This is a genomic window from Bradyrhizobium sp. 172 (assembly GCF_023101065.1).
Lineage (GTDB): Bacteria > Pseudomonadota > Alphaproteobacteria > Rhizobiales > Xanthobacteraceae > Bradyrhizobium > Bradyrhizobium canariense_D.
Genome location: NZ_CP064701.1, coordinates 6100681 through 6113913, shown reverse-complemented (window position 1 = coordinate 6113913; position 13233 = coordinate 6100681). Strand labels below are relative to the sequence as shown.

The 13233-nt window shown below is 65.0% G+C and carries 11 protein-coding genes; 7 read left to right on the top strand and 4 right to left on the bottom strand.

Features of this window, described 5'->3' with window-relative positions; all coding sequences use genetic code 11:
• The first annotated feature begins 66 nt into the window (after positions 1-66).
• Positions 67-879, top strand: coding sequence for a response regulator transcription factor (locus IVB07_RS29355; RefSeq protein WP_018455028.1), 813 nt, complete (start codon positions 67-69; stop codon positions 877-879).
• A 233-nt stretch (positions 880-1112) separates the two neighbouring features.
• Here the strand turns inward: IVB07_RS29355 and IVB07_RS29350 are convergent, their stop codons facing one another.
• Together IVB07_RS29350 and IVB07_RS29345 are read right to left on the bottom strand one after the other, a co-directional pair.
• Positions 1113-1931 carry a transglycosylase SLT domain-containing protein gene (locus IVB07_RS29350; protein WP_039799270.1) on the bottom strand — a complete coding sequence of 273 codons (819 nt, stop codon included), beginning with the start codon at positions 1929-1931 and terminating at the stop codon, positions 1113-1115.
• Positions 1932-2016: 85 nt separating this feature from the next.
• Positions 2017-3159: an alpha/beta hydrolase gene (locus IVB07_RS29345; RefSeq protein ID WP_085357448.1), complete on the bottom strand. Its 1143-nt coding sequence runs from the start codon at positions 3157-3159 to the stop codon at positions 2017-2019.
• A gap of 141 nt (positions 3160-3300) precedes the next feature.
• On the opposite strand from IVB07_RS29345, the gene pgm reads away from it, so the two are divergent.
• The 4 genes from pgm (at position 3301) to IVB07_RS29325 (ending at position 8030) form a co-directional block, all read left to right on the top strand.
• Positions 3301-4947, top strand: a complete 1647-nt coding sequence (pgm, locus tag IVB07_RS29340) for a phosphoglucomutase (alpha-D-glucose-1,6-bisphosphate-dependent) (protein WP_018455025.1) — start codon at positions 3301-3303, stop codon at positions 4945-4947.
• Positions 4948-5229: 282 nt separating this feature from the next.
• The gene (locus IVB07_RS29335) at positions 5230-6279 is read left to right on the top strand and encodes an aromatic ring-hydroxylating dioxygenase subunit alpha (protein WP_026232861.1); all 1050 of its coding nucleotides are present in this window, start codon (positions 5230-5232) and stop codon (positions 6277-6279) included.
• Between the two features lie 6 nt (positions 6280-6285).
• A complete protein-coding gene (locus tag IVB07_RS29330) occupies positions 6286-7038 on the top strand; it encodes a GntR family transcriptional regulator (protein WP_007595257.1) in 753 nt (250 codons plus the stop codon).
• An 11-nt stretch (positions 7039-7049) separates the two neighbouring features.
• The gene (locus tag IVB07_RS29325) at positions 7050-8030 is read left to right on the top strand and encodes a PDR/VanB family oxidoreductase (protein ID WP_085349959.1); all 981 of its coding nucleotides are present in this window, start codon (positions 7050-7052) and stop codon (positions 8028-8030) included.
• 145 nt (positions 8031-8175) lie between these two features.
• Here the strand turns inward: IVB07_RS29325 and IVB07_RS29320 are convergent, their stop codons facing one another.
• Both IVB07_RS29320 and IVB07_RS29315 read right to left on the bottom strand, forming a co-directional pair.
• Positions 8176-10137, bottom strand: coding sequence for an EAL domain-containing protein (locus IVB07_RS29320; RefSeq protein ID WP_018455022.1), 1962 nt, complete (start codon positions 10135-10137; stop codon positions 8176-8178).
• A 344-nt stretch (positions 10138-10481) separates the two neighbouring features.
• Positions 10482-10847, bottom strand: coding sequence for a nuclear transport factor 2 family protein (locus tag IVB07_RS29315; RefSeq protein WP_018455021.1), 366 nt, complete (start codon positions 10845-10847; stop codon positions 10482-10484).
• 100 nt (positions 10848-10947) lie between these two features.
• Between IVB07_RS29315 and IVB07_RS29310 the strand changes: the two genes are divergently transcribed.
• Together IVB07_RS29310 and IVB07_RS29305 are read left to right on the top strand one after the other, a co-directional pair.
• Positions 10948-11538, top strand: coding sequence for a TetR/AcrR family transcriptional regulator (locus tag IVB07_RS29310; protein ID WP_018455020.1), 591 nt, complete (start codon positions 10948-10950; stop codon positions 11536-11538).
• 51 nt (positions 11539-11589) lie between these two features.
• Positions 11590-13215: a choline dehydrogenase gene (locus IVB07_RS29305; protein ID WP_018455019.1), complete on the top strand. Its 1626-nt coding sequence runs from the start codon at positions 11590-11592 to the stop codon at positions 13213-13215.
• The last annotated feature ends 18 nt before the right edge of the window (positions 13216-13233 follow it).

Genomic DNA, 13233 nt, shown 5'->3' with positions numbered 1-13233 from the left:
AATGTTGTTTGGGCGCGATAACGCGCCTAGTGTTGCAGCAGGCAATTCGAGGGGGCTCGAACAGTCGTGAATGTACGTTCACAGGACGGCGCGCTCGGCGACCTGAGCATCCAGGCCAGTTCGCAAGCACACAGGACATCCAACATCGTGGCTGATTCCGCAGTTCAGGAATTGCGTGTCGCTGGCCGCGAGCGGCTGATCGTCGTCGAGGACGATCCGGTGACGCGGACGATGCTGGTCGGCTATTTCAGCGAGAACAATTTCGACGTGGTCGGCGCCGGCTCCTGCGCGGAATGCCGCCAGGCGCTGCGGACGCGGACCGATCTCGTCTTCCTCGACGTGCAGCTGCCCGACGGCGACGGTTTCGATCTCGCCAAGGAGATCCAGGCGACCAGCAACGCGGGCATCATCTTCGTGACCCGCCGCGACACCGACGTCGATCGCATCCTCGGCCTCGAGGTCGCGGGCGACCACTACGTCACCAAGCCGATCGATCTGCGCGATCTGCTCGCGCGCGCGCGAAGCGTGCTGCGGCGGCGCTCGATCGACCGCAAGGCGGCGCGCAACCACAATTCGATCGCCTTCGGCGACTGGATCATCGACCTGACGCGGCGCGAGCTGCTCGGCAGCGACGGCAAGCCGGTGGCGCTGACGCGCGCCGAATTCGACCTGCTCGCGGCGCTCGTCGGTGCCGACGGCAGGCCGCTTAGCCGCGACTATCTGATCGAGGTCGTCAGCAATCGCCAGGCCGAGGTCGACATCCGCACCGTCGATGCCTTGGTGGCGAGGCTGCGCCGCAAGCTCGTCGGCAGCGGCACGCCCGTCATCACCACGGTCACCGGCGTCGGCTACAAGCTCGCGCTGAGCGAGCGGCTCTAGAAGCCGGGCGCAGCACGAAACGGTGCCGGCTGAGCCGTCGGGTTCAGCCACTGAAGCCGACCAGGAACCGAATGGCGAGAAAGGCCGACAGCGCCACGGCGCCGGTCGCGAAGATTGCAAACAAAACTCTCAAACTATTGTGCATGATCTCTATTCAGGTTCGGTTTCAAAGTCCGGTTTCAAAAATGTCGTTCGTCCAATCGCTGCTCGTCTCAAGGCAGGCGACTCTAATTCTATTGGCGTGATGCGACCCGTTTCCACTTGGCTTCGACGCGAGCCTTGATGATGCGGACCCGGGCTTCCTGTGCTGCCCAGTATGCCCTGCTCGCGACCGCCGTGCCTTGACCGTAACGTGCGTAAACGTCCTTCGGCTGTGCCGGTCTGTTTTGATTGTGCGCTGATTTCTGATTGTGCGCCGACTTCGAGACGGTGGGCGCCGGAGTTGGCGCCGGTGCCACATCTGGGACGGCGGCAGCCTGGTTTCCCACATTCGTCGAGTTCATGGCGACAAGACGATTGCGGGCGCGATTACAGTAGACCTGGGAGCGCGGCGTCATGGACTCCTCGTCATGACCGGCTCGATATTTCATCAGGGCGCGGCAAAGGTCCCCGCCTGCCAGGCGCCATGCGCGGCTCAGATAGAGAACGCCATAGTGGATGTTGATATCGGGCTCTGCGAGCTCTGCGTTATGTCCCCGAAATCCGAGCATCGCTGCCGTTTCGGGTCGAATTTGCATGAGGCCGATCTCGCCGACGGCGCCAATGGTGCCCGGATTGTATCCGCTTTCAACGAAGACGACGGCCTCCGCGATGTCGGCGGGCAGATCGGTCCTGGCCGTTTCTCTTTCGATAATTTTTCGAATCGCCGCCCGCGAGGCCGGCGTCTCTCCAGCGCCGAGATCTGCATCGTGACCGCCAGCCGCCAACGCCGGTTCCGCGGCGTTCAGAGCGCTGCCCTGAGCGTGCACGGAGGTGGATGCCAACCAAAGCACAGCGATCGCAACGTGTGTCCACGCCGCGCGGGCATTGATGTGTGTTCGATCCCGCAGCATGGACATGTATTATATCTTTCGAGTTAACAACCGATTTTCTGGCGGCCTGGCTCGGACGGCGCGACCGGCCAGCGGCGCAATGAAGCTATCGCGACCGCGAGCTCTGGTCGGTTGATGTGCTTGGCGCAGCCCCGGCCAATTTGTCGTCGACCGCATAGAGTGTGCAGGTGGGTGACCATTTTGTGCAGGCGCCAAGTGAATCGCGCTGGGCGTCGTCGGCGGTCGCGCGCCCCGTACGCCAGCCGTAACCGCCGTTCGGCGACACCGCAAAAGCCTTGTGCGGCATCGTGCTGGCGAGATAGCGCGCGAACTCGGCCCGCGCGGCCTCGCTGAGCTGGCCCGGCGGCGGCAGCGGATCGGGCGGGCTCAGGACGTCGTGGCCGAGACCTCGCTCGCGCAGGAAGGCGTCGAGATAGGGCGTCCATTGCGGACGGCTCACCACCGAATAGAGATAGTGGCCATCGTCGCCGTAAGGCGGCGCTGCGACGAATTTCGCGTTGCCGCCGCTGGCGCGAAATCCGTCATGGAGGCGGCGCGCGAGGTCGGGACCGAAGTACGAATCGTTGGCGGCGTAGACCCACAGCATCGGCGCGCGGGAGGTTTTGCCGAACGTGGCGAAGGCCTGCACCAGCCCGTTCGGATTGCAGACGTCGTCATCGTCGCGCGAGCCGCGCCCGCCGGCAAAGCTGATCGCGGCGGCGAGACCCGCTGGCGCCTGCGCGGTCAAGGCGACAGTGGCGAACCCGCCGGCGGAATGGCCGGCCGCGATCATGCCCGAGGTGGTGACGTCGGCCCTGCGCACCATCGCCTCGATCGCCGCGCGCAAATCCGCCACCGCGACCGCCGCCGCCGGCAGATAAGCGGCATTGGCGCAGCCGCCGACGCTGTCGACGCGCCCGCCGGGCGAGGTGCCGTAGCCGCGCCGCATCACGATCAGCGCGGCGAAACCGCGCCGGGCATATTCGAGAGCGATGCCGTAATATTTGTGCGCGGACATCGTCGCGCGATCGTCGAAACTGCGCGGCGAGCCGTGGCTGAGCAGCGCGAGCGGATAGCGCTTGGTCCCGGCTGGCCGGACCAGGAACGCCTCCAGGCCCTGCGGTCCGGCCTCGGCCATCGGGATACGCAAGTCCTCGGTGTAGAACTCCGCGGCCATTGCATCGGGCACGATGCCAGCCGTCGCAAACCAGGCCATCAGAACAACCAAGAGCCTCTGAAACAGCGTCATGCCCCGACTCGAAAAGCCCCGATCAAAAGACCATAGCATGATCCCAGGAACGGCCGCCCCATCGCGGGTGTTGTGCTCTTGGCGGGGGCTTGGCCGATGCTATGGTATCGCGCAATTCTACGACAGGACGAGGTATATCCAGTGGCTGATGTTCATCCCGCGGCGGGCAAGCAGGCCTCGCCGGACGCGCTCACCAACGTTCCGCGGCTGGTGACGGCCTATTTCGCCGGCAAGCCTGATGTCGCCGATCCCGCGCAGCGGGTGGCGTTCGGCACCTCCGGCCATCGCGGCACCTCGTTCAAAACCAGCTTCAACGAGGGCCATATCCTCGCGACGACGCAGGCAATCTGTGATTACCGACGTGAAAAGGGGCTGACCGGTCCGCTCTTTATCGGCATCGACACCCATGCGCTGGCCGAGCCGGCGCTGGTCAGCGCCGTCGAGGTGTTCGCGGCCAACGGCGTCGACATCATGATCGACAAGGACGGCGGCTACACGCCGACGCCGGTGATCTCGCATGCGATCCTGACCTACAACAAGGGCCGCACCTCCGGCCTTGCCGACGGCGTCGTCGTCACGCCTTCGCACAATCCGCCCGAGGACGGCGGCTACAAATACAATCCGCCGCATGGTGGACCGGCCGACACCGACGCGACCTCCGTGATCGAGAAGCGCGCCAATGCCTATCTCGCCGACGGCCTCAAAGGCGTGAACCGCATCGACTACGCCAGGGCACGCAAAGCCGCGAACGTCCACGCCTATGACTTCGTCACACCCTATGTCGCCGATCTCGGCAACGTGGTCGATCTCGACCTGGTCAAATCCGCCGGCGTGAATATCGGCATCGATCCGCTCGGCGGCGCCGCCGTGCATTACTGGCATCCGATCATCGAGCGCTACGGCCTGAAGGCAACCGTGGTGAACGAGGCGATCGACCCGACGTTCCGTTTTATGACGGTGGACTGGGACGGCAAGATCCGCATGGACTGTTCCTCGCCTTACGCGATGGCGAGCCTGATCGCGATGCGCGACCGCTTCGACGTCGCCTTCGCCAACGACACCGACGCCGACCGCCACGGCATCGTGACGCGCACCGGCGGCCTGATGAATCCGAACCATTATCTCGCGACCGCGATCTTCTATCTGTTCGCGCACCGCCCGAACTGGGGCAAGGGCGCCGCGATCGGCAAGACGGTGGTGTCGAGCTCGATCATCGACCGCGTCGCGAAAAAACTCGGCCGCAAGCTGGTCGAGACCCCGGTCGGCTTCAAATGGTTCGTCGACGGCCTGCTCACGGGCGGCTTCGGCTTCGGCGGCGAGGAGAGTGCAGGCGCCTCGTTCCTGCGTCGCGACGGCACGGTGTGGACCACCGACAAGGACGGCATCATCCTCGGCCTGCTCGCGGCCGAGATCATGGCAAAGACCGGCCGCGATCCGAGCCAGCTCTTCAACGATCTCACCGTCGAGTTCGGCGTGCCCCATTACGCGCGCATCGACGTCGCCGCCACCACGCCGCAGAAGAACATCCTGAAGTCCGTCACGCCCGAGCAGTTCGGCCTGAAGGATCTCGCCGGCGATCCCGTCCGCGCCACCCTGAGCAAGGCGTCCGGCAACGGCCAGCCGTTCGGCGGCATCAAGGTCGAGACCGATTTCGGCTGGTTCGCCGCAAGGCCGTCAGGCACCGAGGACGTCTACAAGATCTACGCGGAGAGTTTTCGCAGCCCCGAGCACCTGAAGGCGATTCAGCAGGAGGCTCAGACAGGGTTGGCGAAGGTGTTCGGGGCGTAGTCGTCGAGCCAAAGCGCCGCTGCCACTGCTCCCCCGGGGGGGACTCGCCGCATCAACAGGTGTCATCACCCGCGAAAGCGGGTGATCCAGTACGCCGTGGCGCCAGTTGAGTAAACCAACAACCGCCGCGGAGTACTGGATTCCCCGCTTTCGCGGGGAATGACAGCGGAACAGATTTGTATACACGATGCGAGATAAAGGTATTATAATACGCTCCCATCCGCCCTTGAACGGAATCGCTATTGTATACATAACGTATCCACAAGCCTTGGGAGTGAACCGGTGACAAAACCCTTCCCGATGAACGCCTGGTATGCCGCCGCCTGGGACGCCGATGTGAAGCCGGCACTGCTGCCGCGGACGATCTGCGGCAAGCACGTCGTGATGTACCGCAAGGCCGATGGTTCGGTGGCTGCGCTGGAGGATGCCTGCTGGCACCGCCTGGTGCCGCTGTCCAAGGGTAGGCTCGAAGGCGACACCGTCGTCTGCGGCTATCACGGCCTGAAGTACAACGCGCAAGGGCGCTGCACCTTCATGCCCTCGCAAGAGACCATCAACCCGTCGGCCTGCGTGCGCGCCTATCCGGTGGTCGAGCGTCATCGCTACATCTGGCTCTGGATGGGCGATCCCGCGCTGGCGGATCCTGCGCTGGTGCCCGACCTGCACTGGAATCACGACCCCGCCTGGGCCGGCGACGGCAAGACCATCCACGTCAATTGCGACTATCGCCTCGTGCTCGACAACCTCATGGACCTCACCCACGAGACCTTCGTGCACGGCTCTTCCATCGGCAACGAGGCGGTCGCGGAGGCGCCGTTCGACGTCACCCATGGCGAAAAGACGGTCACGGTGACGCGCTGGATGCGCGGCATCGAGGCGCCGCCGTTCTGGGCGAAACAACTCGGCAAGTCCGGCCTCGTCGACCGCTGGCAGATCATCCGTTTCGAAGCGCCCTGCACCATTGCCATCGACGTCGGCGTGGCCCCGACCGGCACCGGCGCGCCGGAAGGCGACCGCTCGCAGGGCGTCAACGGCTTCGTGCTCAACACCATCACGCCCGAGACCGAGAAGACCTGCCACTATTTCTGGGCCTTCGTGCGCAATTATCAGCTCGGTGAGCAGCGCATCACCACCGAGATCCGGGACGGCGTCTCCGGCATTTTCCACGAGGACGAGCTGATCCTCGAGGCGCAGCAGCGCGCGATGGACGAGAACCCGGATCGCATCTTCTACAATCTCAACATCGACGCCGGCGCGATGTGGACGCGCAAGCTGATCGACAAGATGGTGGCAAAGGAAAATCCGCCGCAGCATCTTCAGGCCGCGGAGTAAGCCGACATGGCCGAGCGCGAGGTCGACCGCTCCGTCTCGCAGACCGTGAAGGCGCAGCTCGCGCTGCGCGACCAGCTCCTGTCGGGCTCGTTGCGCCCGGGCGAGCGCATCTCCGAGCTCCAGGCGGTGGAGACCACCGGCGCCTCGCGCACCCCGGTGCGCATGGCGCTGGTGCGGCTGGAGGAGGAGGGCCTCTTGGAGGCGATTCCCTCCGGCGGCTTCATGGTGAAGGCGTTCTCCGAGCGCGACATCTCCGATTCCATCGAGCTTCGCGGCACGCTGGAAGGGCTCGCCGCGCGCTTTGCCGCCGAGCGCGGCGTCTCCGCGCGCGAGCTCGAGCCGCTGAAGGAGTGCCTCGCCGCGATCGACGAGTTGTTGCGCCAGGTGCCGATCTCGGTCGATGCGTTCTCGTCCTATGTCACGCTGAACGCGCGCTTCCACGCCCTGCTCACCGAATTGTCGCGTAGCCCGCCGCTGATCCGGCAGATCGACCGCGCCTCGTCGCTGCCGTTTGCGTCGCCGAGCGGTTTCGTGATGGCGCAGTCGGCGCTGCCCGAGGCACAGCAAATCCTGATCATCGGGCAGGAGCACCACCGCGTCGTGATCGACGCCATCGAGAACCGCGAAGGCGCCCGCGCCGAAGCGGTCATGCGCGAGCATGCGCGGCTCGCGGTGCGCAATTTGCGGCTCGCACTGCGCAACCGGACCCATCTCGACCTCTTGCCGGCGCTTGCGCTGATCAAGTCCGCAACCGATTGAGGGCAGTCACCATGCGCTTCATCGAAACCTGGATTCCGGCGACGCTCGTCTCGATGCGCGATCTCGCACCCGGCATCCGCGAATTCCTGATCCGGCCCGACCAGTTCGACGGCACGGCCTATCCGGTCGGCAGCCACATCAATATCAGCGTTACCATCGACGGGCAGCCCGAGACGCGGTCCTATTCGCTGGTCGGGGAAGCCTCGTCCCAGGGTCTAAGGATCGCCGTGCGCCGCGCCGAGGACTCGCGTGGCGGCTCGCGCTATATGTGGTCGTTACGGCCGGGCGCGCGGCTCGACATCACGACGCCCGCCTCGCTGCTCGCCGTCGATTGGGCACGCCAAAACTACTGCCTGATCGCCGGCGGCATCGGCATCACCCCGATCCTCGGTGCCGCGCAGGCGCTGGCCCGGCGCGGCACCGATGTCACGCTGCATTACGCGGTGCGCTCGCGCACCGAGGCCGCCTATCTCGACGATCTCGCCGCAACGCTGGGTGATCGCCTGGTCGTTCACGCCAGCGATGAGGGCAAGCGGCTCGATCTCGACGCCCTGTTCGCCTCGGTGCCCAAAGACACGCTGGCGCTGTTCTGCGGCCCGATGCGCATGCTGGATGCCGCGCGCCACGCCTGGATCGGCGCCGGCCATCCGCTTCCCGATCTCCGCTACGAGACTTTCGGCTCCAGCGGCACGCTGCCGACTGAGACATTTCGCGTGCGCCTGAAGGGCTCCGATGTCGAGCTGGAGATCCCGCGCGAGCGCTCGATGCTGGACGTGCTCAACGCCAGCGGCCACGACGTGATGTACGATTGCAAGCGGGGCGAATGCGGCCTCTGCGCCATCGACGTGGTCGCGATCGACGGCGAGATCGACCATCGCGACGTCTTCTTCAGCGACCATCAGAAGCAAAGCAACCAGAAGATCTGCGCCTGCGTTTCCCGCGCGCGGGGCACCATCACGGTGGACACGCTGCTGCGGGCGGATCCGGTCTGAGGTGAGGTCGTCATGCCCGGGCTTGTCCCGCCTGCGCGGTCGGAGCCGCTTCGGCGAGGCGAAGGCCCGGGCATCCACGTTCTTCGTGCGATGTCGTAGGTGTGGATGGACAGGCCCGGCCGTGACGCCGTGAATGCTTTGGTGGCTACGCCGCGTAGGTCGCCCGCAACTTCTTCGGATCAAGCAGCGCCAGAACGCCATCCGCCGACACCGGCCGGCTGATGAGATAACCCTGCACCTCGTCGCAACCGATCTGGCGCAGATATTCGAGCTGGTCGGCGGTCTCGACGCCTTCGGCGACCACGCCGATGCGCAGGTCGCGCGCGAGCCCAATCACCGATTTCACGATCGCGGCGCAGTCGGGCTGCACCAGCATGTCGCGGATGAAGGACTGGTCGATCTTGATGCGGCTGAACGGCAGCTTGCGCAGGTAAGTCAGCGAGGAGAAGCCGGTGCCGAAATCGTCGAGCGCCACGGTGACGCCGAGCTCCAGCAGCGCGTTCAGGACCGACGCGGCCGAGGCGTATTTCGACAGCAGCATCGATTCCGTGATCTCGATCTCGAGCCGGTGCGGGGCGATCTTCGCGTCCGCGAGCGCCTGCACGATGATCTGGAGGAGGCCGTTGTTGTGAAACTGCGCGGCCGAGAAATTTACGGCGACCCTGATCTCTTCGGGCCACTCGGCAACCGTCGCGCAGGCGCGGCGGACGACCCATTCGCCGATCTCGTGGATCAAGCCGGTTTGCTCGGCGATCGGTATGAATTCGCTCGGCGGCACCAGTCCGCGCTGGGGATGCTGCCAGCGCAGCAGTGCCTCGAAGCCGGTGATGCGGTTGCCGTCGAGGTCGAGGAACGGCTGGAACACCAGGAACAGCTCGTTCCTGGCGACGGCGCCTTCCAGATCCGATTGCAGCGCCTTGCGGTCGCGTGACGAGCGGTCGTCGGCTTCCTCGAAGAAACACACCGTGCCGGGTCCGGCCTTCTTGGCGCGGTAGAGCGCGGTGTCGGCGTTCTTCATGATGTCGAGTTGCGTGCTGCCGTCGCGCGGCGCCAGCACGATGCCGACGCTGGTCGCGCCGACGATCTGGCGACCCTCGATCTGGAACGGTTCGTCGAAGGCCGCGACGAAGCGCTCGGCGATCTCGAGCGCATCCTCCGGCCGCGCCCGATTGGCCATCACCAGCGCGAACTCGTCGCCGCCGATGCGTGCGACATGCTCGGCCGCGCGGGTGCAGCGTTGCAGGCGGCTCGCGATCTGGACCAGAAACTCGTCGCCGGCGGGATGGCCGAACTTGTCGTTGACCTCCTTGAAACGATCGAGATCGAGCAGAAGCACCGCGAATTCCTCGCCGGACAGAGCGAGCCGCTTCAAGGCTGCATCGAGCGTTTCGTTGAACGCGACGCGATTGGGCAGATGGGTCAGCGAGTCCTGCCGCACCGTACGCTCGGCCTCGATCTGCCGCATCACGCGCCGTGCGAACGCGATCGAATTGACGAACACGCTGCGCAGCAGCACTGATCCGTAGACGACCACCAGGAAAGCGATCAGCAGAAACGCCGGATCGCCATTCCTGCCGAGGCAGATCGCGATGCCAGCGAAGATCGGGGCCGTGAATGCGATCGCGGCGATCGGGATGGTGGCGAAGGCCAGCGCGCCCCCCGCCAGCATCCCCGAGCAAAGGCAGGTGATGACGAGCTGCCCGCCCGTTGAGGCATTGACGAAGAATGCGACCGGAACGGTGCCCCAGGCGGCGCCGAGGATGAAAGCATTGCGCACCAGCCGATGCATGGCCCGGCGCGAGACGAATTGCGGTTTGGTGATGCGGCGCGCGGCATGGGATTGCAGGCCGAACGCGATCGCGGCGCCCGCCACGATGGCGGCCCAGATCAAGGCCAGCTTCAAGTCCGGCGAATGCCACAGCGCGACGACGAGTACCCCGGCGTTGCAGGCATTGGCCAGCATGATGCCGACCGAATAGCCGAGCACCAGCGACATCTGTTCGGCGCGGATATGGCCGGCGACGGCTTCGTCGGTTACGGGACCGCCAAAGGCCGACAGATCGCCGGCGAACAGCCGCGCGAAATAGCTGGTCGTTTGAGTCCGCATTCCAGAGCCTAGCAGCATGGGCCGCTTGTCCGGCCCGGTCAGGAGAATTCGCTGCAAACCTTTGACGAACTATGAATTATCCAAACTTGCGACGATTGCTCTGACCACTTCTGCGTGTTCGCGATATTGTATCGATAACAAATCGATACAAATGCGGCGCCTCGCGTTACGGCTGTGACGGGAGGCTATGTTCGCTACCAATTCCGCTGTCATGCCTCGCCTTGTGCGCACTTGCGCACTGGGGCGGGGCATCCAGTACGCCGCGGCCTATCGGATCAATCACGCCTGTCTCGGAGTACTGGATCGCCCGGTCAAGCCGGGCGATGACAGTTGTGCTTCAGGCATCACCGCCCCAACTGCTTCGGATCGTAATAGAACCGCTCTTCGATCAACTGATCGCCCCGCCAGGTCTGCCATGCGATCTCATCCAACGTTCGGATGATGCCTTCGGCATTGGTGAAGCTGAATCTCCAGCGCGTCGCGACATGATCCCCTTCGATCAGGCTCGGCCCAATGCGCACCGCCTTGACCTCCTTGAAGGCTGCCAGCACGCCGCGCTCCTTGGCGGCGAGCTTGTCGCGTCCGACCACGGGATCGCCCTGGTTTTCATAGGTGGCGGCGTCCGGCGTGTAGTAGTCGAGGATCGCCCCGACGAAATCCCCGTCCTCCAATCGTTTGGCAAAAGCTTCGACGACATCACGGCTCGGCATGGTGCACCTCACGAATAAAACCGACTGTTGGTCGGTAAATACCGACCGACGGTCGAAAAGTCAACTGGCTGTCCTCGTCCATTTCGACTACAGCAGACCCATGGCGAAACAGGCGGAGCGGCGGGCTGCGACATCGGAGGCGATCCTGACGGCGGCGCGCCGCCTGTTCGGGACGCAAGGCTTTGTCGCGACGACGATGGACGAGATCGCCGAAGCCGCCCACGTCGCCAAGGGCGCGGTGTATCATCACTTCAAGACCAAGGAGGCGGTGTTCGAAGCGGTGTTCAATGAGGTCTCGCGCGACCTCGTCGCCGAAATCGACAGCACGGCCCGTGCCGAGAAGGACGTGCTTGCCGCGATGGTCGCCGGCACCCAGCATTATTTCGCCGCGACCGCGAAGGGCCCGACCGGCCAGATCATCCTGCGCGACGGCCCGGCCGTGCTCGGCTGGGAGCGCTGGCGCGAGATCGACGCCAAACATTTCGGCGGCAAGCTGCCGCGCGCGATTGCGGCGGCGATGGAGGCCGGCCTGATCGCGCGGCAGCCGGTCGAGCCGCTGGCCCGGCTGCTGCTCGGCGCGGTAACGGAGGCCGCCGTCGCCTGCGCCGGACGCGCCGATATCGCAAGGGCGGGTGCGGAATATGCCCGTGCGTTCAGGTCGCTGGTCGAGGCGCTGCGCGTGGCTGCATGATCGTGCTAAGTGATGATTGGAAACGCCCGTCAACAAAAAGAACAGTAGCGCATGAACGCAACTTCCTCCCTGACACCCTCCGACCCTGAATTCGACTACATCATCGTCGGTGCCGGCTCTGCCGGCTGTGTGCTCGCCAACCGGCTGTCGGCCAACGGCAAGCACAGCGTGCTGCTGCTCGAGGCAGGCCCGAAGGATTCCAACATCTGGATCCACGTGCCGCTCGGCTACGGCAAGCTGTTCAAGGAAAAGACCGTCAACTGGATGTACCAGACCGAACCGGAGCCTGAGCTGAAGGGCCGTCAGGTGTTCCAGCCGCGCGGCAAGACGCTGGGCGGATCGAGCTCGATCAACGGCCTGCTCTATGTCCGCGGTCAGCACGAGGATTACGACAGATGGCGTCAGCGCGGCAACGCCGGCTGGGGCTATGACGACGTGCTGCCCTATTTCAAGAAGGCCGAGAACCAGTCGCGCGGCGCCGATCAATACCACGGCAGCGGCGGCCCGCTGCCGGTCTCCAACATGGTGGTGACCGACCCGCTGTCGAAGGCCTTCATCGATGCCGCGGTCGAGACCGGTCTGCCCTACAATCCTGATTTCAACGGCGCCACCCAGGAAGGCGTCGGCCTGTTCCAGACCACGACGCGCAACGGCCGCCGCGCCTCGACGGCGGTGGCCTATCTCGGCCCCGCCAAGGCCCGTCGCAATCTCAAGATCGAAACTGGCGCGCTTGGCCAGCGCGTGCTGTTCGAGGGCCGCCGCGCGATCGGCGTTGAATACCGTCAGGGCGCCACATTGCGCCGCGCCCGTGCGCGCAAGGAGGTCGTGCTGTCGAGCGGCGCCTACAACTCGCCGCAGCTGCTCCAGCTCTCCGGCGTCGGACCCGCCGACCTCCTGCGCAAGCACGGCATCGACGTCGTGCTGGACGCGCCGGGCGTCGGGCACGATCTCCAGGACCACATGCAGGTCCGCATCGTGATGCGCTGCTCGCAGAAGATCACGCTGAACGACACCGTCAATCATCCGCTCCGCCGCACCATGGCTGGCGCGCGCTATGCGCTGTTCCGCAAAGGCTGGCTGACGATCGCGGCCGGCACGGCGGGCGCGTTCTTCAAGACCAGTCCGCGGCTGGCCTCGCCCGACATCCAGGTCCACTTCCTGCCGTTCTCGACCGACAAGATGGGCGAGAAGCTGCACGATTTCTCCGGCTTCACGGCGTCGGTGTGCCAGCTCCGTCCCGAAAGCCGCGGGTCCTTGCGCATCAAGAGCGCCGACCCGACAGTGCCGCCGGAGATCCGCATCAACTACATGTCGACCGAGACCGACCGCACCACCAACGTGGAAGGCCTGAAGATCCTGCGCAAGATATTGCATGCACCGGCGCTGAAGCCGTTCGTGGTCGACGAGTACGATCCCGGAGCGAAGGTGTCCACGGATGCCGAGCTGCTGGACTATTGCCGTGAGCGGGGCAGCACCATCTACCATCCAACCTCGACCTGTCGTATGGGCAATGATGCGCTCGCGGTGGTCGATCAGCGGCTGAAGGTGAGGGGCCTCGAAGACCTCCGAATCGTCGACGGTTCGATCATGCCCGATCTCGTGTCGGGGAACACCAACGCGCCGATCATCATGATCGCCGAAAAGGCCTCCGACATGATATTGGAGGATGCGCGGTAAACTCGCGTCTTGAGAGGA

What these genes read in the sequence shown, in the direction of transcription:
- IVB07_RS29345 (WP_085357448.1), bottom strand. Translation starts at nt 3,159, where the DNA reads ATGACGCTGTTTCAGAGGCTCTTGGTTGTTCTGATGGCCTGGTTTGCG.
- IVB07_RS29325 (WP_085349959.1), top strand. Translation starts at nt 7,050, where the DNA reads ATGCGCTTCATCGAAACCTGGATTCCGGCGACGCTCGTCTCGATGCGC.
- IVB07_RS29305 (WP_018455019.1), top strand. Translation starts at nt 11,590, where the DNA reads ATGAACGCAACTTCCTCCCTGACACCCTCCGACCCTGAATTCGACTAC.
- IVB07_RS29320 (WP_018455022.1), bottom strand. Translation starts at nt 10,137, where the DNA reads ATGCGGACTCAAACGACCAGCTATTTCGCGCGGCTGTTCGCCGGCGAT.
- IVB07_RS29330 (WP_007595257.1), top strand. Translation starts at nt 6,286, where the DNA reads ATGGCCGAGCGCGAGGTCGACCGCTCCGTCTCGCAGACCGTGAAGGCG.
- IVB07_RS29315 (WP_018455021.1), bottom strand. Translation starts at nt 10,847, where the DNA reads ATGCCGAGCCGTGATGTCGTCGAAGCTTTTGCCAAACGATTGGAGGAC.
- IVB07_RS29350 (WP_039799270.1), bottom strand. Translation starts at nt 1,931, where the DNA reads ATGCTGCGGGATCGAACACACATCAATGCCCGCGCGGCGTGGACACAC.
- IVB07_RS29310 (WP_018455020.1), top strand. Translation starts at nt 10,948, where the DNA reads ATGGCGAAACAGGCGGAGCGGCGGGCTGCGACATCGGAGGCGATCCTG.